This is a genomic window from Brucella lupini, from assembly GCF_002252535.1.
GTDB classification, from domain to species: Bacteria; Pseudomonadota; Alphaproteobacteria; order Rhizobiales; family Rhizobiaceae; genus Brucella; species Brucella anthropi.
The window spans coordinates 13,829-33,578 of sequence record NZ_NNRN01000023.1 but is presented as its reverse complement, the minus strand read 5'-3'; the positions used below and the strand labels follow the sequence as shown (position 1 = coordinate 33,578).

The following is a 19,750-nucleotide window of genomic DNA, read 5'->3' as shown; positions in this document are numbered from 1 at the left end:
TAATTGTTGCAAGCCTTTCATGAACCTATCCTGCAGTAAGGAGGCCATGATGGCGAAGTGGGTGTACACGTTCGGCGACGGCAAGGCAGAAGGCGCGGCAAGCGACCGCAATCTTCTCGGTGGCAAGGGAGCAAACCTGGCTGAAATGAGCAGCCTTGGTCTTCCGGTACCTCCAGGCTTTACCATCACGACCGAAGTCTGCACCTATTATTACGATCACGACCGGTCTTATCCATCCGAGCTCAATGATCAGGTTCAGGCGGCTCTGGCCCATATTGCGAAAGTGACGGGGCGTAATTTCGGCGATGCCGAAAAGCCGCTTCTGGTGTCGGTGCGTTCTGGCGCCCGTGCTTCTATGCCGGGCATGATGGATACGGTGCTCAATCTAGGGCTCAACGACGAGACGGTGCAGGCTATCGCCCGCGAAGCGGGTGACGAGCGTTTTGCTTATGACAGCTACCGTCGCTTCATCCAGATGTATTCGGATGTCGTGCTGGGTGTTGATCATGGCTTCTTTGAAGAAATTCTCGAAGACAAGAAGGCCGATCTCGGCATTGAGGTCGATACGGCGCTGACGGCCGAAGACTGGAAGGGGGTCATCGCCTCTTACAAGGCTAAGGTCGAGGAAGAACTCGGCCAGCCTTTCCCGCAAGACCCACGCGAACAGCTCTGGGGCGCTATAGGCGCCGTTTTCTCAAGCTGGATGAATGCGCGCGCCATCACCTATCGTCGTTTGCACAATATCCCGGCGGCCTGGGGCACGGCGGTTAATGTGCAGGCGATGGTGTTCGGCAATATGGGTGAAACCTCTGCGACTGGCGTTGCCTTCACACGCAATCCTTCGACAGGCGAGAAGAGACTTTATGGTGAGTTCCTCGTCAATGCGCAGGGTGAAGATGTCGTTGCCGGTATTCGCACGCCGCAGAACATCACGGAAGAAGCGCGCATTGCGGCCGGTTCCGACAAACCGTCGCTTGAAAAGGTAATGCCGGAAGCATTCGCTGAATTCCTCAAGGTCGCTGACCGGCTGGAACAGCATTATCGCGACATGCAGGACCTCGAATTCACCATCGAACGTGGCAAATTGTGGATGCTCCAGACCCGCTCAGGCAAGCGCACTGCAAAGGCAGCGTTGAAGATGGCCGTCGAAATGGCAGGCGAAGGCCTCATTTCCGAGGAAGAAGCGGTACTGCGCGTCGATCCGGCCGCGCTTGACCAGCTTCTGCACCCGACCATTGACCCGCGTGCGGAGCGTCAGATCATTGGTCAGGGCCTCCCAGCGTCGCCGGGCGCTGCAACGGGCGAAATCGTCTTCTCTTCGGAAGAAGCCGAACAGGCAAAGTCGGAGGGCCGCAAGGTCATTCTCGTTCGCATCGAGACCAGCCCGGAAGATATTCACGGCATGCACGCGGCAGAAGGCATTCTGACGACGCGCGGCGGCATGACCAGTCACGCAGCTGTCGTCGCACGCGGCATGGGCAAGCCATGCGTTTCCGGTGCGGGGTCGCTTCGCGTTGACTATCGCAATGGCGTCATGCTAGCAGCAGGCCAGACTTTCAAGAAGGGCGACGTCGTCACCGTCGATGGTGGCACCGGGCAGGTCCTGAAAGGCGCTGTCGCCATGTTGCAGCCCGAGCTTTCCGGCGATTTCGGCAGGCTGATGGAATGGGCTGACCGGACCCGCCGGATGAAGGTTCGCGCCAATGCAGAAACCCCGGCGGATGCCCGCACGGCGCGTTCGTTTGGTGCGGAAGGCATAGGCCTCTGCCGGACTGAACACATGTTCTTCGATGGAAGCCGCATTGTCGCCATGCGCGAAATGATCCTTTCCGACAATGAAGAAGGCCGCCGCACGGCTCTCGCAAAGCTTTTGCCGATGCAGCGTTCGGATTTCGTCGAACTTTTCGAGATCATGAAGGGGCTCCCGGTTACGATCCGTCTGCTTGATCCGCCATTGCACGAGTTCCTGCCGCATACGGACGAGGAAGTCGCAGAGGTTGCCCGGTCGATGGGTGTCGATGCGACAAAGCTGCGCGAACGCGCGGATGCCCTGCATGAATTCAACCCGATGCTGGGCCATCGCGGCTGCCGTCTGGCTGTATCCTATCCGGAAATCGCGGAAATGCAGGCCCGGGCGATTTTTGAAGCTGCCGTCGAAGCAGGCAAAAAAACCGGCGAGCACGTGGTGCCGGAAGTGATGGTGCCTCTGGTTGGTCTGAAAGCCGAACTCGATTTCGTCAAGGCGCGCATCGATGCAGTTGCCAAGGAAGTCATGGCAGAGGCGGGCGTCAAAATCGACTATATGGTCGGCACGATGATCGAACTGCCGCGTGCGGCTTTGCGCGCTGCCGAAATCGCCGAAACGGCTGAGTTCTTCTCGTTTGGCACCAATGATTTGACGCAAACGACATTCGGCATTTCACGCGACGATGCGTCGTCGTTCCTGACCTCCTATCAGCAGCGTGGTGTGATCGAACAGGACCCGTTCGTGTCGCTCGATCTCGAAGGCGTTGGTGAACTGGTGGAAATCGCCGCTGAACGCGGACGTAAGACCCGCGAAAAACTGAAGCTCGGCATCTGCGGCGAGCATGGTGGTGATCCGGCGTCGATCGCCTTCTGCGAAAAGACAGGTCTCGACTATGTTTCCTGTTCGCCGTTCCGTGTGCCGATTGCCCGTCTTGCCGCTGCGCAGTCGGCCATACGCAAGGTTTGACAGCACGCCACAATTTGGCTTAGCTGCCGGAATAATCTCCGGTGGTTAAGCCATTTTCAGAAGATATTGTCATGCTTCGTTTTATTGCTTCGGCAGGAGCCGTCATTCTCGCCACGACTGGCATTGCCAGCGCATACGATATCTCGCCGCAGGAGCGCGCGGAGAATAAGGCTGCGCACGACACGATCAAAATCGTTGAGCCGCAACTGCGTATCGCGCGCGGTGGCGATACAGCGCCACAGGTAGCGCTGACGCTTGATGCCTGCATGGGCAAGACTGACCATCGCATTCTGGACATGCTGGTGCAGAACCGTATTCCAGCGACGATCTTCGTGACGGGGCGATGGATAAAGCAGAACCCGGCAGCCATGGCGGTTTTGAAGGCCAATTCCGATCTGTTCGATATCGAGAACCATGGCGCAATGCATGTTCCGGCCATTACCAACGAGCCGAAAATGTATGGCATCAAGACAGCAGGATCACTTGAGGCGGTTTATCTGGAAATCGATGCCGGCGCGACGGCGATTACTGATGCCGGAGTGTCGAAGCCTGTCTGGTATCGCGATGCGACTGCCCGTTATTCGACCGATGCCATCAAGCTGGCAACAAGCATGGGCTACAAGATCGGTGGCTATTCGCTGAATGGCGATCAGGGCGCCTCGTTGCTGGCGCCGACGGTTGAGCGCCGCATCGCTGCTGCGCGTGAAGGCGACGTCATCATCTCGCATATCAACCAACCAACGCGGTCGGCGGGTGAAGGGGTGGCCAAAGGCGTTCTGGCCTTGAAAGCGAAGGGGATGAAATTCGTGCGACTCAAGGATGTCGAGACGATGATGACACTCAACCCGGTTGCTCCGCACAATCTTCATGCGGGCGTTCCAAAGCCTGTAGCGCCGAAATAACCCCGTTCAGGCGCCGTTGACTTTCTCCTTCGGGGAAAGACTTTTCATGACGGCGGCGTAGTTGCGGCCAAGGCTTTCAAAAACGGCATTTTCGCCCGTGGGCGGTTCAACGGACAACGTCGTGCCGTCGTTGCGCAATGTGACGAAGATAACCTGATCTTCCGGTTGCCCCGCAATGGCAATTGCACCTATGCGCTGTGCTTCGCTGGTGTCGAGAGCAGGCATATTGAACAGAACTTCGCCGCCCACACGTTCTGCGGCCTTGGCGAGCGCGGAATCAAAACCTTCGATAAGGACGTCGATGGCTCCAAGCGCAAACTCCAGTTCGACGGCTTCGAGCGTCATCGCATCCTCGGCGGTTGTGCCGTCCGATGACTGGTTGCCATTTTGAAGGGCACGATCCATTCCGTCCTCTCCGACGATTGCAATATAAGCCCCCACATACGCAATCATGCCTTCTGTTAGCGGTTGCTGCAATGCCTTTTTATTTGATTTACCTAGCTTTTTCTCACTTATTCTTAAAGCTGGTGATCTTTGCAGGCTAAGAACGCATCCCGAAAAGTGCAAAACGGTTTTCGGATCAGATGCGTGCTGAACAAACAATTGGAGCGCCAATCTGCCGTAATCAGATTGAATTGCGCCCCTGGAGGGTGCTGCCCCTAATGCGATTTGCCTAATCTATCAAGCACGCCAAACGTGCATTAGTTATTGCTTTTGTAGATCGCTAAATATTCCCCCGACAGGTTTTGATCGCGGTCAATGCTCTTTCATCCCGAATCTTCGACGTTCTCCTCATCACAAGGGAATTGGTGTCGGAGGGCACATGAAACTGATCTGGAAAGCGGCGGTCGGCGGCGCGGGTGCGCTAGCCGCAGCTTGGCTCTTTGCGCTTTCAACACCCCATTGGCTGACGGCGAAACACGAAGCCGCCGTCGATGTCACCGACAAGGCTTTGATCGAAAAAGGCGAGTATGTCGCCCATGCGGGAGACTGCGCTGCGTGCCATACGGCTCCGGGAGGCAAGGCGTTTGCGGGCGGGCTTGGCATGCAGACGCCGCTTGGCACGATTTATTCCACGAACATCACGCCAGACAGCAAAACCGGTATCGGTGGCTACAGCTATGCCGACTTCGAGCGCGCCGTACGGCAGGGGGTGCGTCAGGATAATGTCCATCTTTATCCGGCAATGCCCTTTGTTTCCTATACGGTCGTGAATGACGAGGACATGAAGGCGCTTTATGCTTTCTTCATGTCGAAGGTGGAGCCGGTACAACAGGATAACCAGCCCAGCACTTTGCCGTGGCCAACCAACATGCGCTGGCCACTCGCCTACTGGCAGCTTTTCTTTCGAAATTCGCGTTCGTTTGAGATTGCAGCCGACACCGATCCGGTGATCGCACGCGGCGCTTATCTGGTCGAGGGGCTCGGTCATTGCGGCGCGTGCCATACGCCACGTGGTCTCGCCTATGAAGAAAAAGCGGTGAAGAACGATCCGAAGGGCAAGTTCCTGTCCGGTTCGGTTCTGGAAGGCTGGTATGCGAAAAACCTGCGCGATCAGGATACAGGCCTTTCGAGCTGGGCCGAAGACGAGATCGTCACCTTCCTCAAGACCGGGCGTACCGATCGCACAGCGGCGTTCGGCTCGATGGCCGATGTCGTGCAGCATTCGACCCAATATCTTGCGGAAGATGATTTGCGCGCAATTGCCCGTTATTTGAAGTCGCTGCCACCAAGCGAAGGACGCGAACGTGAATGGCAACAGAAGGAAGATGTGACGACGGCGGCCCTCAAGGTGGGAGATTTCAGTGCACCGGGCGCTCTGTCCTATGTCGAGCAATGTTCGGTCTGCCATCGTATGGACGGCAAGGGCGCACCGCGCATCTATCCGGCGCTTGCTGGCAACTCGATTGTCTTTGCCGATGATCCAAGCTCGCTCATTCAGGTCACTTTGACCGGGGGCAGGACGCCTGACACGCCGGCGGACAAGATGGCTTTCACCATGCCGGGCTTCGCCGATCTTCCGAACTGGCAGGTCGCCGAAATCCTGAATTTCATTCGCAACGGCTGGGGCAACCACGGCGCTGCCATAACGGAGCAGGATATCGCGCGTATGCGGCGTGAAATCGCTCACAAGCCCGTCCATTACGTTCCGGAGAACAAGCAATGAAAACCAGTACGATTGTCGTTCTTGGTGCCAGTTTTGCCGTGGCAGTAACGGGCGGCGCATTTCTCTTCAATCACTTGCGGCCTTCGCTGGATGCCCCGACTCCCAAAGCCTATGCGGTTCTGGACAAGGACAAAAATCAGGTCGGAACCTATGTCATCCCGCCGGACCGTGACATTCTCAAGCAGCCGAACGCGCCCGAAATCATGCATGGCAAGCGGTTGCTCAACGAAACCGCGCGGCTTCTGCCCGACAATGTCGGCAACGGTCTGAATTGCAACTCCTGCCACATGGGGCAGGGCAAGATGGATAACGTTGCCTCCTATATCAATACCAGCAATTTCTATCCTGCCGTCATGCCCCGTGCAGGCAAGGAAGTTGATTTGGTGATGCGCATCAATGGCTGCTTCCAGCGTTCGATGAACGGCAAGCCACTGCTGCCTGATGGAGCCGACATGAGGGCGATGATCGCCTATATGGACTGGCTAGGACAGGACGTGAAGAAGGGTACGAAAGTGGCGATCCGCAATGCCGGTCCCATCGACGAAAGCCTTGCTCCCAATCCGGAAAATGGCGCCAAAATCTACGCCGCACAATGTTCGACCTGTCATGGCGCGGGCGGTGAGGGCATGAAGGATCAGGCCGGTGATTATATCTTCCCGCCGCTCTGGGGCGATGAAAGCTTCAATATCGGCGCCGGGATGGCACGGACGTACAAGGCGGCACAATTCGTCAAATATGCGATGCCGCCCGCACAGAACTACAATCTGCCCATCGGACAGGGCGGTGTTCTAACCGATCAGGAAGCCATCGATGTGTCGGAATATTTCACCCACATGCCGCGTCCCGACTTCGCAGGTAAGGTGAAGGACTGGCCGAACATGAAGAAGCCGAAAGATGCGCGTTATTAGAGCATTTCCAGCAAAAGTGCGAAGCGGTTTTGCGTGGGACAATGCGACGAAACAAATAGTTAGGGCGGTTCCGGCAACTCAGTTTTGACCGGAGCCGCTCTAAATGACATCGCCAAGAAAAGTGCCCCGCCATGTCCAAGCCAGGTGGGGCATTTGAATTTCTACGCCGAAGTTTTGCTGAGCGAAAATCTCTCTGCTATGCATACTGCGTGAAAACAGAGAGACAGAGCGGCTCCAATGATTCAGTATAAGCTGGAAATGTTCTCGGAGAATGCATGAGAAAACTTCGCTACCAGCGGCGTCAGTCGCGCTCTGCAGTATGGGCGCTTCGGCTTGGTGTTTTTGCGCTCGTGCTGCTTGCGATGGCGTTTCTTCTGCATCGCTTCTGGACACTGGAGACACCGGATTTGGTGCTGCTTGCCGGATTGAGCACTGGTCTTGCCGCTCTGGCCCTTCTGTGCTCGGCTAAAGGTTTTCGCAATCTCTGGGTCAATGGCGACAAGGGTGGCGCACGCTCCTTCTGGGGCGGCATATTCGCTTTTGCCGTGCTGCTTCCAGTCGGACTGGTCACGGCACTGTGGTATCTCTCTCCACCCCTCTACGACATATCCACGGATTTCGAGACGCCGCCGCAATTCCCGTCCAATATGCCACCACGCCTGCAATGGATGAATCCGCTGACCGTGGCCGTGAGTGGCGATGCGCTGACCCAGTTGACCGCCTATCCCGATGTGGTCGGACGCCGCTATGAAGCCGCACCGGACCGCGTTGCGCAGGGGGTCGAGACGGTTCTGAGGACTTTCGGGTGGCAGGAGATCGCGCGCAATGTGTCTTCGCCGGAACAGAACGCGACGCGATTTGCCGTGACCGCGCATAGTTTCATACTGGGTCTGAAAAGCGATATCGTCATCCGCCTGCTCGACGAAGGCGAAACTACCTATGTCGATGTGCGCTCGCTGTCACGCTATGGCAAGCGCGATATGGGGCAGAATGCCGGTTTCATTACCGATTTTCTGGGGGCGCTGGAAGGCGAGGTCAACAAGGCTCCAGCCGACGTGGAATAATCAGCCGGGAAGATAGATGCTACCCAGCGACGGATGGCCATCTGTCGTGACTTCCCCACGCCCGACCAGATCTTCCAGATGTGCGAGCACGGACAGCGCTGCCGCACCGTGCAATCGCGGATCAGTCTCGCGATAAATCACTTTCACCATGTCGCCGATTGTCCGGTCCCCCTGTAGAACACGCTCTAAAATGGCACGTTCACGCATCTTGCGATGGGCACGCAGGCCACGAACGAAGGCGGCAGGCTTGGTCACGGCGCCGCCATGCCCCGGCAGATAGACCTTGTCGTCGCGTGCCAGCAGTTTTTCGAGCGAGACCATGTAGTCATTCATCGAGCCGTCCGGCGGTGCGACGATGGACGTCGCCCAGGCCATGACATGGTCTGCGGAGAAAAGAATGCCGGTTCCTTTCAGGCCGAACGCCATGTGATTGGCGGCATGTCCGGGAGTATGAATTCCTTCCAGAGCCCAGCCATCACCTTCGATCGTGCTTCCGTCGGTCAGTGCAATATCCGGAACGAACTCCGTATCGGCGCTTGCCTCAAGCATGTTTGTTTCGCCCGCATAATAGGGGCGGGCAGGGCGATGCGGTCCCTCGGCAACGGTGCGAGCGCCAAGGCTTTCCTTCAGACGCTGGGCCAAAGGTGAATGATCTCGATGGGTGTGGCTGACGAAGATATGGCTGACCGGACGACCAGCAATGGCTGCGATCAAGGCATTATAATGCGCCTCATCTTCAGGGCCGGGATCGATGATCGCCAGCGTATCCGTGCCGATAAGATAGCTGTTGGTGCCGTGAAAGGTGAAAGCGCTCGGATTATTGACGGTGAGGCGCAAAATGCCTTTACTCAGTTCAACCGGCTTCCCATATTGGGGCGTGAAACTGCTGTCGAAAACAAGCGCCATTGAAGCAGCTTCCATTCTTCTTTCGTTTGATTGATGAAACGGCATAGGCCTTATATAGTCGGGTTGCAAACGTGAACAGTCACGCGGGCTGACAATCGCGTCAGCGGGCAGTTTCCGGAGAATTTCGCATCCCGGTGTCTGTCGCCGCGTCAAAAGTGGAGTTGGATATGCCTCATAGAGCAAAGTCTCGCGTCACCACCGCCTCTCTCGCAGCAGAATATCTGCCGACAAGACAACTGGCCCGTGCTTTCTGGTTTGTCGGGCTTGCGCTGATCGGAACGGCTGTTCTCACCATTTCTGCCAAGGTCAAAGTCGATCTGGTCTACGTCAATGTGACGATGCAGACCTTCGCTCTCTTTGCAATTTCAGCTCTTTACGGTTCGCGGCTCGCCGTGGCGACGGTCGCTCTTTATCTGCTCGAAGGTGCGCTTGGCATGCCGGTTTTCACCGGAACGCCGGAGAAGGGCATCGGTCTTGCCTATATGATTGGTCCGACAGGTGGTTATCTGCTCTCCTACCTTGCCGCTGCCTGGATCGTCGGACGTGCTGTCGACAAGGGACTGGCGCGTACCCCCCTCGCTCTCGGCGGTGCAATGCTACTCGCAGAAACTGTCATTCTTTTGATGGGTGCAGGCTGGATGGCTTATCTTTTCGGTCTGGAAAAGGCGATTGCCTTCGGGTTCGGCGCCTTTATCGTCGGCGATCTCGTGAAACTCGCACTTGCGGCATGCGGTGTCCCTGCGGTGCTATCACTTTTGAAGCGCTGAATTCTTATCGGTTCTGCAAGTTGAAAGCCGGGTCGTTTGCCCGGCTTTTTCTTGTTTCGGTTGAAACTGCTTCGCAATTGACAGAGACCTCTTCAACAAGCTTTGTCGTTATAAGAAATCTGCTTTTACGGGGAGGATGATTTGCACGTCGAAACTCTGGTGGTCGAGCCGCTGACAAAAGACGCTTTTGCGCCATTTGGTGATGTCATCGAGACAGAAGGAGCTGAGCTTCGTCTGATCAATAACGGCACGACCGAGCGATACCACGATCTCGCGCGTGTCGAAGCCGCTGGCACTGAAGCAAGGGTTCTCGTCAATATTTTCCGCGGACAATCGTTCGAAGCGCCAATCGACATCGTCATGATGGAACGTCATCCTTTCGGCTCGCAGGCATTCGTTCCATTGAACGGCAGGCCGTTCCTTGTGATCGTCGCCGAGGATGACGGAGGCAAGCCTGCACGTCCGCGTGTTTTCCTTGCGCGTGGTGATCAGGGCGTCAATTATCTGCGCAATGTGTGGCACCACCCGCTGCTGGCGCTTGAGCAGAAATCCGATTTTCTGATTGTCGACCGGGCAGGCAAGGAAGACAATCTGGAGGAGTTTTTCTTCTCCAATAACGCCTACCGCATTGAAACGACGCAACCTGCCTGAGCTTTATCGAGGGATATTATGGGTAAACTTTCCACACATGTTCTCGACACTGCCCACGGCAGTCCAGCGGCGGCGATGCGCATGGAGCTTTATCGTATTGCCACAAACGGCGCTTCTGAACTCATCAAGCGGACGGTGACCAATCTCGACGGACGCACGGACGCGCCTCTGCTTTCCGGTGATGAATTGCGCACCGGCACTTATGAGTTGCAGTTCCATGTTGCCGAATATTTTGAGGGACGCGGTGCCGAACAAGCCAATCCGCCGTTTCTCGACCTAATTCCGATCCGCTTCGCAATTGCTGATGTTGATGGAAACTACCATGTGCCGCTGCTTGTCAGCCCGTGGTCCTATTCCACCTATCGCGGAAGCTGATCCGGACTTATCCTCTTTTCGGGCAGACGAACTAGACTCCTAGCATTATCCACTGCGAGGAGCTGTTCATGGACCAAACCCCAAATCTGAAAATGCCCTATATTCTGCCCAGTCAGGCGCAGAAACATGTCACCCACAATGAGGCCTTGCGGTTGCTCGATGCTGTTGTGCATCTGAGCGTCAAATCACGGAATCGAGCTGAAGCGCCCGAAACACCCGCCAGCGGAGATCGCTATCTCGTGGCTGCGGGGGCATGGGCAGGAAAAGGCGGCGCAATTGCCTCTTTCATTGATGGCGGGTGGCTCTTCGTGACACCTGCTATCGGCTGGCAGGCTTATGTCGAGGATGAAGCATCGTTGCTGGTTTTCGATGGCATACTCTGGAAGGGCGTTTCGTCGATTCCGGAAAACTTGTCCCTTTCCATGCTGGGCGTTCACGCCACTGCCGATGCGGTTAACCGACTGGCCATCTCGTCGGATGCCAGCCTGTTCAACCATGCCGGTGCAGGGCATCAGGTGAAGGTGAACAAGCAGGCGGTGACCGATACGGCAAGCCTTCTGTATCAGGCCAACTGGATCGGCTTCGCCGAAATGGGGTTGAACGGCAGTAATGATTTCAGCGTGAAGGTAAGCAGCGATACCGGACAATGGCGGGAGGCAATCCGGATCGATCACGCGACCGGCAATGTTGCAGTCGGTTCGATCTGGCCGCAGACGCGGCTTGATGTTGATGGTCCTATACGTCCCGCATCCTATGCCACCGCGGCGCTGACGCCTGCCGGAAGTCATGGCGCAGGCGCAATGGTCTTCGTGACCAACGCTCCATCCGGTACTGAGATAGCCTATTCTGATGGCACCAATTGGCGCAGCATTCGCACCAACACCATAATTGCCTGACAACAAATGCGGCGGATTGGCCTGCATTGTTGCCTGGACGCAGTCTACAGGCCGTAATTTCGCCAAAAGATGTTTGTTAAGCGCCTGAAACGGCAATTGATATAGTCCTTCCGGAGGACTCATGTTAACGGTGGCGAGAAATTAGAATGCTTCGCAGCTACGGCGTGCAGCACGCCGCGAAGGGATTGACTAAGCTTTAATCCCCATTAGTAGTATAAATAGCCTTATGGCGCTGGAATCGTTCCGGTATTTCTCTCCGGCGGAGAGCGGGATAACACGCGTATGAGTTTGAAATATCCATGGCAGAGATTGGCGCTTTTGCCCCGCGCCAGCAAACAGATCATTCTGATGCTGAGCGACTGTGTCCTGCTGTTGTTGAGTGCTTATCTGGCCTTTGTCATCCGTCTCGGCTTCGTTTTCGTGCCGAACGAAGGGCAGACGTTTCTTATTTTCATCGCACCCGTTCTGGCAATTCCGGTTTTCATTCGCTTCGGACTCTACCGCGCCATCATCCGTTATCTGGCTGAACGCGCGATCTGGCCGATCTTTCAGGCTACTGCTATCGCCTCGTTGTTCTGGGTTGCTCTGGTGTTCTTGATGGAGCTCTACGGTAGTGCGGGTCTGCCACGCTCTGTTCCTCTGCTTTACTGGCTTTTGAGCACTGTATTCATCTCTGCTAGCCGTTTTGGTGCGAAATGGCTTTTGCGTAGCTCCGAGTCGGACAAACGTTATACGAGTTCAGCACTGATTATCGGCGTGGGCGAGCCCGCTCGCCAACTCGCAACGGCGCTCCGCAGCCATAGCGATACTCTGGTCGTCGGCTTCGTCGATCCCGATGGCCAGCTTAATGGCATGGATATTATCGGGCTGCGGGTCTATGGCGTGGAAGACATTCCCACCTTGATCGAAAATTACGGTATCAAGCAGGTCGTGGTATCTGAACCGTCGCTGGAACAGAAACAGCGTCAGGATTTCGCGCGGCTTTTGGGGCGCCTTCCGGTCAATACGCGTATTCTTCCGCCGATCGCAGATCTGACGGCTGGGAAATATCTGGTCAGCTCGCTACGCAATGTCGAGATCGATGATCTGCTCGGGCGTTCGCCCGTGCCGCCTGATGCGGCCTTGTTGCGAGAAGTGGTCGAAGGTCGGCGCATTATGGTGACGGGAGCGGGCGGCTCGATTGGCAGCCAGCTTTGCCGTACCATTTCACAATGGAACCCGGCCTGCATCGTTTTGTTCGAGTCGAGTGAATTCGCACTTTACAATATTGAGAGGCAGCTCAGGCAGATCGCCAGTTGCGAGATTGTGCCGATCCTTGGGACGGTCAGCAACCGGGACTGCGTCGAGAAAGCCATTCGCGACAACAATGTCGATACGGTCTATCATTGTGCAGCATACAAGCATGTGCCGCTTGTCGAGAAAAACCCGCTGGTCGGTATATTCAACAATGTGTTCGGCACGCTGGAAGTGGCGCAGGCCGCTCTCAATACCGATGTTGAACGCATGGTCCTCATCTCGTCCGACAAGGCGGTGCGACCGACGAATGTGATGGGCGCAACCAAACGCTGGGCTGAACTGGTCGTCTATTATTGCGGTTTGCTGGCCGAGCAATCGGGAAAGAAGAAGGCGTTCTATTCTGTCCGTTTTGGCAATGTGCTGGGGTCGAACGGTTCTGTCGTCCCGCTTTTTCGTGAGCAGATTGCCGGTGGTGGTCCGATTACGCTGACGCATGAGGACATGACCCGCTACTTCATGTCGATCAAGGAAGCTGCCGAGCTTATCGTGCAATCTGGTGGTATCGCCGCGTCGGGCGATACGGTTCTGCTCGAAATGGGCGAACCGGTGAAGATCCGCGATCTGGCCGAGAACATGATCCTGCTGGCAGGGCTGACCGTTCGAAATAACGAGAATCCGCACGGCGATATTGCAATTGAGACGACAGGGATTCGTGAAGGCGAGAAGATGTATGAAGAGCTCTTCTACGATCCTTCACAGGCGAAGCCGACCCGCCATCCCAAGATCATGCGCGCCCCGCAGGGCAAAAAGGCTGCGGTGGATGTTCCGGCAAGCCTTACGGCTCTCCGTGTTGCCATGGAAAGCGGCGATATTGATGCCGTTCGCAAGGTGCTGTTCGACGTTATAGCTTCCTGAAGCGCCCGCGAAAATCCAGCAGCAGAACCAGCGTCGCGACAATGGCTACAAGCAGGAACGCGATCTGGGTAATTGTGTGATCGAGAGCGAGCAACGCTATGGCACAGGCAATGAGGATCATGTTCAGAAGCGCCACGTGGCCGACGACCTTGAGCACGCTCCAGCCTGAGCGCTTCGCCGTCTGATAGGCATGTTTGGAATGCGCTTTCAGGATGTTCTCGCCTTGGCTTAACCGCATCACGATAGTCGTGCCTGCGTCGAGAATATAATAGAGCGGCAGGATCAGCGCGACGGCGATATGCGTTTCCCGTGCGAGCAGGATTAGCGCTGTTCCTGTGATCAGGCCAAGTGGCAGACTTCCAGAGTCACCCAGAAAGATCGTTGCTGGTGGACGGTTGAACAGGGCAAAGCCCAGCACTCCACCTGCCGCGATGATGCCGATACCGCCACTTTCGAGCCCGGCAAGGCCAAGGGCGGCCAGACTGCCGATCCCCGCCAGCGGAATCCCTACGCCTGCGGCAGTCATGAGATCGAGACCGTCCATGAAGTTAGTCACATTGATGGCCACCACCAGCGCGAAGACAATGAGAGTTGCCTCCAGCCAGTAGGGCAGGAGGTCCGGCAGCAACCGGAAATCCGGGCCCAGGCCGTAGACAACCAGTCCGGCGGCAATGAACTGCGATCCCAGTCTGATGATCTCTGAAAGCTCATAGTGGTCATCCAGTCCGCCGACGATCCAGAGCAGCAGCGAGGCCCCGGAAAGGCAAAGCGCCAGAAATGCGTTGATTTCCAGATCCGGCGCAAAGATCAACAGCGTTGCGATAATTGCGGGAATAAGTGCCAATCCGCCGATTTGCCGCGCTACCGTCGTATGGTTGGAGCGAGAACTCATGCGCGCCGCGAGAAAGCGCTCGGGCAAGAGCCGGTTCAGCAGATATAGACCGACGCTGCACAAGACAGCGCTGACGAGAAACGAAATCAGCAAAAACAGCATAGTGAATACCGAAAATACACCTGTCCTTTAGGAAGTAGCAGCTTTGAAGCCGGACGCAAATCGGCGGTTTCGTTTTAGGGAACAAGTGGCGACGATATGCGGTTGAAAACGTTCTTCACAGGGCTTGTAAGCTTATGCGGGATTTCGTGATTAGGCGATTGCGCTCGGGTTTCGAAGCGGTTATAAGGCCGCGCAACCGATTGCTTCGGTTTGATTTGTTGGGGCGTAGCCAAGCGGTAAGGCAGCGGTTTTTGGTACCGCCATTCCCTGGTTCGAATCCAGGCGCCCCAGCCATGAATCATGCGTAAAATCAATATCTTATTGATTTTACTTAATGTTTCCCCGGGTGGGAATCCTCAAACTTTTTTCCATTTCGCCGACTGTGCACAAAACTGTGACACAGAGCTATGACACATGCCGATTCGCCTTGGTCGGTTTGTCTCGTGGCTCCAAACGGCGAGTTCATTATGGCAGTCAGACATCAGGTTCAGAATCTTCAACGGCGCGGAAATATTTTTTACTGGCGCGCGCGCCTTCCGGCACATCTGGGACGCAATATCGGTTCGCGTCACCTTGCTTTAAGCCTCAAACAATCTGATCATCGGCAAGCAGGCCACATGGCCCGCAAGCTCAATCTTATGCTTTATGAAATTGCTGAAAACCCGCGAAGTGTATTGATGTCGAAAGAAGCCCTCGAACGATTGTTTCAGTCCGAAATCGCGCGGATGAATGATCATATGGAGAACCTGCAATTTGCAGGCCAGCGCACTCCGACAGGTTTCCATCAGATCGGTAATCTGACGGCAGATCTGGAAGTCGGGTGGGCTTACAGGCTTCTGGAAAAATTTGGCACCCGTCGTGTTTTGTTTGAAGAAGAAGGTTGCCAGGGTTGGCGCGTTCTTGAGCAATCGAAGGTACCGCAGAGCCTCCATCAAGGCATCGCGATATCTTATCGTGCTGAACGCCAAGATGCAGAATCTTCGCGCTTTGTCTACGAAATACGTGCTCTCATGCAAGAGCATGGTCTGTCTTATTCGATCCTTAATTTCGAAAAGGCCAAGGCTGAATATTTCAAAGCGCGCGCTGACGTTCTGCTCAATACCGATGATCGCTATCTCATCGATTATCCTGACGAGCAGGCTGAACCAGACCCTGCCCGGCCAGCACCAATTGTTTCGGTTGTAAATATGGAACCTGTGCCGGATATCATTCCACAGCCACAGCCACAGCCACAGCCACAGCCACAGCCACAGCCAGTTGTGGAAAATCCTGTTCCTGTATCAGCATCTGACGTGTTGGGGCTTACTGGGCAGGACTTGCCAGTGAAGCAATTCATGAAGCAGTGCGACCTACTGATCGCCAACAACCGTGAGAACTGGAACGAAGACACGGCAAAGGACGTCAAGACAGTTGTTCGCATTTTCTGCGGTATTCTGGACGAGCACAATGTTCTCAAGAGCAGCGGCATTAACCAGACCCACTTGGCGGCGTTGCGCCAGCATTTCAATAACATCCTTGCCAGATGGGGAAGTAGTTCGCGTTACGTGGCAATGACGACCGTGCAATTACGTGAGGCGACAGAACGGGAAGTAATCCGCGCACAAAAGCTTAATTTGCCAGCACCCAAGGTCGGCTTGTCGAGTGGAACAATCAGGCGTCATCTTGGTAACCTCGAACAATTCCTGAACCATCTTGTCGCGTCAGGTTTCATGTTGCGGGCATTTACGTTTAAAGGGATCAAGCCGAAGAAGCGCAGCCTCGCATCTGTTCGGGCGCTGACTGCTAAACCCGGCCCTGAGCAGGTTGAACCGATCTTCCAGCTTCCGGTGTTCACCGGTTGTGCCGGGCCGATGCCGCAGGAAATGCGGGAGTTCGGGCAGGTCGTATATCATTCATCCCTTTATTATGTGCCCATGCTTTACGCATATCTGGGCGCAAGACGCGTCGAATTTACGGGCCTCATGATCGATGATGTGGTTTACGCAAAGGATGAAGGTATGTGGTCCATCAAAATTCGGAAAAATGAGCTCCGAGGATTGAAGAACCTCCAATCAGTCCGCGATCTCCCCGTACCAGATGAGCTTATCCGACTGGGTTTTATCGACTACGCAAAGCGTTTGAAGGAACTCGGACACAGATGCTTATTTCCGGAATTGGTCGCTCCAACACGCAAAAACGATACCGGTGATCGTTTCTACAAGAGCTTTGTCCCTTTGCTGAAAGCGGAAACGGGGCTTGGTGATCAGCTTTGGGGTCGTGCAATCCATGCCCTGCGCCATGGGTTCAGCAACACGCTGAAACAGAAGGGGATAGAAATGTCGATCATGGAAGACATTACCGGGCATCTGGGCCGAACGGAGGGAGAGACACGTTATACGAACATTGCCAGCTTGACGGTGATGAAAAAAACAATTGACGTGTATCCGGTCATTACGGGCCATCTGCAACCACCGCCCCTACGCTTGTTACCGTATGTCGAGGCAAAAGAACCCGCACCCTGGTTTAGAAAAGAAAAAGAGCAGCCGTCCCGGCGTCGCAATCCGTAATCGAGAAAACAGCGCGACGTCGTTAGGTGTCGCGCTGTATCTATTATCAACGTGGGACGCATCCATCGAACGGAACGGAAAGTGTAGCAGACCCGTGTTTCGGACGTAGGTTCGGGGAATATATTCCATAATGCAAACGACGTTTGCATCGATGGGACCAGTACGCGATATGGATTGTAAGAATTTCCCGGTACTTCATTTGAAGTTGCAGGTAGGGGGCCGCGATGTGTCGGCAAGTCGTTTCGATTTACCCGCGACGCATTTCAAATTTCAATAATTTGCAGTAACCCGATTCAAAACTTGGGAAGAGTGTTAAGGAGTTACGGGCAATCGTTGCTGAACCCGAGATTTCCGATTCAAGCGTAAACGCCGTTTGTGGGCGGGCGGAGGAACGAAAAACGCTTTGCGCCGACAGGTTTCGGGCTCATAATTTAATTGTTAGCGGGCAACTGGGGGGTGAAATGGCATCGAGCAAGCAGCAGGCAGAACGCTTGCGAAAACAGCGCGAGCGGCAGAAAGAATATCGGGATCGCATGAGAGCAGAGCGTAAACCGACACGAGATGATGTTGCTCGGGTGTTCCTGCATTTCATGATTGCCAAAGCGATGAAGTCTGGCAACCAAGACGGGATGGAGAAGCTGATTGATCTGCTGCTTGATGGGCTGGCAGATCAGGGCTTCGATAAAGACGCTTCATTGGATGTCATTGATGATCTGATTGACAGATACACCAAAAGGGGCTGGGATTTCCGGCGCAAAACGCATCTGATGCCTCATGGAGATGCCGACGACCCCGAACAGTGACGATGGCTTTCAGAACCGTGGCTGCCTGATTTCAGCTGGTTCGTTTCACAAACGGCGTTTGTCCCTTTTGTCTGTTCTCCCCCCATTACTTCATAAAACGCCGTTTGCAGCTGAATCGGAAATATCGAGCTAGAAATGGCAGGCAGGTAGGGCCACGCAATGTGCAGGCACGTCATTTCGATTTGTCGGCAACGCGTTTCAAATCGAAATAATTTACAGTAATCCGATTCAGAATTCGAGAAGAGAGTTACCCGAGGCAATTTGCCCGATTCAGCGGCAAACGTCGTTTGAAAGTAAGGCCGAAATGTATTTGGAATCGAAGTTTTTCAAATCCATGCCTTGTTTCTGGCGAGACATCCGGCAGGGGCGCATTCGGCGAATGAGAGCTCTTGTCTCTGTTAAAATCGGGCTTGATGTCTCGCCTGTGGATGATTTTTTGCCTAGCTTTCGACCGCCCGGATCAGTCGCCGACTAAAGCAAAAGCCGTGTGGCTACTGGGTTTTGAAGCGTTTGGGGCTAATCCGAAAAAGCCGGTGATATCCGGGACTTAGATAAAAATGCAGTCTGGAGATCTTTTTTTGCTCCGAATCCTTGCAGCGCGTTTGAGATCCTGCAATAGTCACCTTGTCTGATCAATCAGACGTCTCCATCCGGTGCGGGAACACCGGAATGGAGACTAACTTAGCCTGCCAACAACAGGAGCCAAGCTTATGACGACTCTTATCCATATTCGTGCCGGATTAAAAGATCTGTGGCCTGATAATCTCATCGGCTTTGTGGTTCCTCAGCGGAAGTAATTTTCACCTCTGACGCGTTCGACGCTTTTTAAAGCCGAACTCACCAATTTCCCATTTTGGCACTCTGGTCGTGTGCGTTCGCGCGCAACGCACGGTCTTAGCTGTCTTCAGAATCTGGCGTCGCTTGCAAGGGCAAGCGCGACCGACCGTTCATAGTCATTTGGATCCGGCGATCATATCGCACCGGACAGAGAGGGCTCATATCATGTCTGTAGAAACTGTCGTTGGTTACATCGATTTGATCGAACACAAAATCCCGGTCCGTAATGCTGGACGAGAATTGCGTGCGTCGCAAAATTTAGCGTGGCTGTTTAACAGTATTGCCTACGCCGATGATCAGGCAAGCCAGAAACGTGCCGTTCGTGATATATTGCTGCGATGGTCACTTTGGAATGAAGGTGAAAAAATTTTTGGCTTGATTGAAGAAGCATCAGCACGTGTGAAGGTTCCAAGTGATACAACCCCGACACGTGTGATGCCAATAACACGGGATATTCTTAATCGCATTGTCAGTTCGGCTGACCGGAAATCTGCACCGGGTGAAGCCATCCTTGCAACTGCAGCTTCGGCATTGCCCAACAACGCCCCATACGCTTTTGATCTGGTGCATTACGACGCTGAAAAGAAAGCGTTGTCGATGATCAGTATGGTTTATGGCATAGGCATGCATAAAGACGCACTGGATCAATGGCGCAATGAAGTGGCGACCCTGCCGTCGGCATTGGCCCGTTTGGCGCGGCAATATTATGACATCGACATTGAGCACTGCGAATTCGCACTGATCGACCCGCTGCTTGATGACAGTGATGAAGAAACCGGGGTCTGGTCGATATTTGATCTTGATCAATTGCTCGGCAAAGCTGGGATTGCGGACCAGGTAGTGGCGTTGCAGGAGGGTCTCTGGGGAGACCTTCTCAGGCGGATTGGTGACACTTTTGCAGATACACAAAGCGAGCAAGCGCAGTTGATGGAGCAGGAACTGATGGAGATTGCCCTCGAAGCCCTGAACAGTGGGGCAGCACCGCAAACGCAAATCCTGAAACTCGGTGACGTACCGTGTTGACCGGACGTAGCCGTGGCGTCTCGAGATCAGGCTCATTCACTGGAAAT

General features: G+C 54.8%; 16 protein-coding genes and 1 tRNA gene. 14 read left to right on the top strand and 3 right to left on the bottom strand.

Going from position 1 to position 19,750, the window contains the following annotated elements:
- Window positions 1–49: 49 nt before the first annotated feature.
- Entirely contained in the window at window positions 50–2,713 is a 2,664-nt protein-coding gene (gene ppdK / locus CES86_RS01910) for a pyruvate, phosphate dikinase (RefSeq protein ID WP_094513444.1), read from the top strand.
- 71 nt (window positions 2,714–2,784) lie between these two features.
- Window positions 2,785–3,615 carry a polysaccharide deacetylase family protein gene (locus CES86_RS01905; protein WP_094513474.1) on the top strand — a complete coding sequence of 277 codons (831 nt, stop codon included), beginning with the start codon at window positions 2,785–2,787 and terminating at the stop codon, window positions 3,613–3,615.
- 6 nt (window positions 3,616–3,621) lie between these two features.
- Here CES86_RS01905 and CES86_RS01900 read toward each other — a convergent pair whose 3' ends face one another.
- Window positions 3,622–4,020 carry a hypothetical protein gene (locus CES86_RS01900; RefSeq protein WP_094513442.1) on the bottom strand — a complete coding sequence of 133 codons (399 nt, stop codon included), beginning with the start codon at window positions 4,018–4,020 and terminating at the stop codon, window positions 3,622–3,624.
- A 418-nt stretch (window positions 4,021–4,438) separates the two neighbouring features.
- Between CES86_RS01900 and CES86_RS01895 the strand changes: the two genes are divergently transcribed.
- The 3 genes from CES86_RS01895 to CES86_RS01885 all read left to right on the top strand — a co-directional run bounded on the left by CES86_RS01895 (window position 4,439) and on the right by CES86_RS01885 (window position 7,754).
- On the top strand, window positions 4,439–5,782 hold the full coding sequence (locus CES86_RS01895; protein ID WP_094513440.1) for a c-type cytochrome: 1,344 nt from the start codon (window positions 4,439–4,441) through the stop codon (window positions 5,780–5,782).
- Window positions 5,779–6,690 carry a c-type cytochrome gene (locus CES86_RS01890; RefSeq protein ID WP_094513439.1) on the top strand — a complete coding sequence of 304 codons (912 nt, stop codon included), beginning with the start codon at window positions 5,779–5,781 and terminating at the stop codon, window positions 6,688–6,690. The genes CES86_RS01895 and CES86_RS01890 overlap by 4 nt, the downstream gene beginning before the upstream one ends.
- A gap of 275 nt (window positions 6,691–6,965) precedes the next feature.
- The gene (locus tag CES86_RS01885; RefSeq protein ID WP_094513438.1) at window positions 6,966–7,754 is read left to right on the top strand and encodes a DUF1499 domain-containing protein; all 789 of its coding nucleotides are present in this window, start codon (window positions 6,966–6,968) and stop codon (window positions 7,752–7,754) included.
- On the opposite strand, the gene CES86_RS01880 is transcribed toward CES86_RS01885, so the two are convergent.
- Window positions 7,755–8,660 (bottom strand): MBL fold metallo-hydrolase, encoded by a 906-nt coding sequence (locus tag CES86_RS01880; RefSeq protein WP_061345179.1) that lies wholly within the window; start codon window positions 8,658–8,660, stop codon window positions 7,755–7,757. It abuts the gene before it with no gap.
- A gap of 167 nt (window positions 8,661–8,827) precedes the next feature.
- Here CES86_RS01880 and CES86_RS01875 point away from each other — a divergent pair, with 167 nt between their 5' ends.
- The 5 genes from CES86_RS01875 (at window position 8,828) to CES86_RS01855 (ending at window position 13,500) form a co-directional block, all read left to right on the top strand.
- The gene (locus CES86_RS01875) at window positions 8,828–9,427 is read left to right on the top strand and encodes a biotin transporter BioY (protein ID WP_094513436.1); all 600 of its coding nucleotides are present in this window, start codon (window positions 8,828–8,830) and stop codon (window positions 9,425–9,427) included.
- A 141-nt stretch (window positions 9,428–9,568) separates the two neighbouring features.
- Window positions 9,569–10,078, top strand: coding sequence for an ureidoglycolate lyase (locus tag CES86_RS01870; protein ID WP_094513435.1), 510 nt, complete (start codon window positions 9,569–9,571; stop codon window positions 10,076–10,078).
- An 18-nt stretch (window positions 10,079–10,096) separates the two neighbouring features.
- The gene (gene uraH, locus CES86_RS01865) at window positions 10,097–10,453 is read left to right on the top strand and encodes a hydroxyisourate hydrolase (protein ID WP_094513433.1); all 357 of its coding nucleotides are present in this window, start codon (window positions 10,097–10,099) and stop codon (window positions 10,451–10,453) included.
- Window positions 10,454–10,521: 68 nt separating this feature from the next.
- Window positions 10,522–11,349 (top strand): DUF2793 domain-containing protein, encoded by an 828-nt coding sequence (locus tag CES86_RS01860; protein ID WP_094513432.1) that lies wholly within the window; start codon window positions 10,522–10,524, stop codon window positions 11,347–11,349.
- A gap of 282 nt (window positions 11,350–11,631) precedes the next feature.
- Complete coding sequence (locus CES86_RS01855) at window positions 11,632–13,500, top strand: polysaccharide biosynthesis protein (protein WP_094513431.1); 1,869 nt, start codon at window positions 11,632–11,634, stop codon at window positions 13,498–13,500.
- On the opposite strand, the gene CES86_RS01850 is transcribed toward CES86_RS01855, so the two are convergent.
- Window positions 13,487–14,494 (bottom strand): MraY family glycosyltransferase, encoded by a 1,008-nt coding sequence (locus CES86_RS01850; RefSeq protein WP_094513429.1) that lies wholly within the window; start codon window positions 14,492–14,494, stop codon window positions 13,487–13,489. The genes CES86_RS01855 and CES86_RS01850 overlap by 14 nt on opposite strands.
- A gap of 219 nt (window positions 14,495–14,713) precedes the next feature.
- Here CES86_RS01850 and CES86_RS01845 point away from each other — a divergent pair.
- The 4 genes from CES86_RS01845 to CES86_RS01830 all read left to right on the top strand — a co-directional run bounded on the left by CES86_RS01845 (window position 14,714) and on the right by CES86_RS01830 (window position 19,703).
- Window positions 14,714–14,788 (top strand) — tRNA-Gln (locus CES86_RS01845).
- A 173-nt stretch (window positions 14,789–14,961) separates the two neighbouring features.
- The gene (locus CES86_RS27670; RefSeq protein WP_208617811.1) at window positions 14,962–17,040 is read left to right on the top strand and encodes a DUF6538 domain-containing protein; all 2,079 of its coding nucleotides are present in this window, start codon (window positions 14,962–14,964) and stop codon (window positions 17,038–17,040) included.
- A gap of 461 nt (window positions 17,041–17,501) precedes the next feature.
- Complete coding sequence (locus CES86_RS01835; protein WP_094513428.1) at window positions 17,502–17,843, top strand: hypothetical protein; 342 nt, start codon at window positions 17,502–17,504, stop codon at window positions 17,841–17,843.
- Between the two features lie 1,002 nt (window positions 17,844–18,845).
- Complete coding sequence (locus CES86_RS01830) at window positions 18,846–19,703, top strand: hypothetical protein (RefSeq protein WP_094513427.1); 858 nt, start codon at window positions 18,846–18,848, stop codon at window positions 19,701–19,703.
- The last annotated feature ends 47 nt before the right edge of the window (window positions 19,704–19,750 follow it).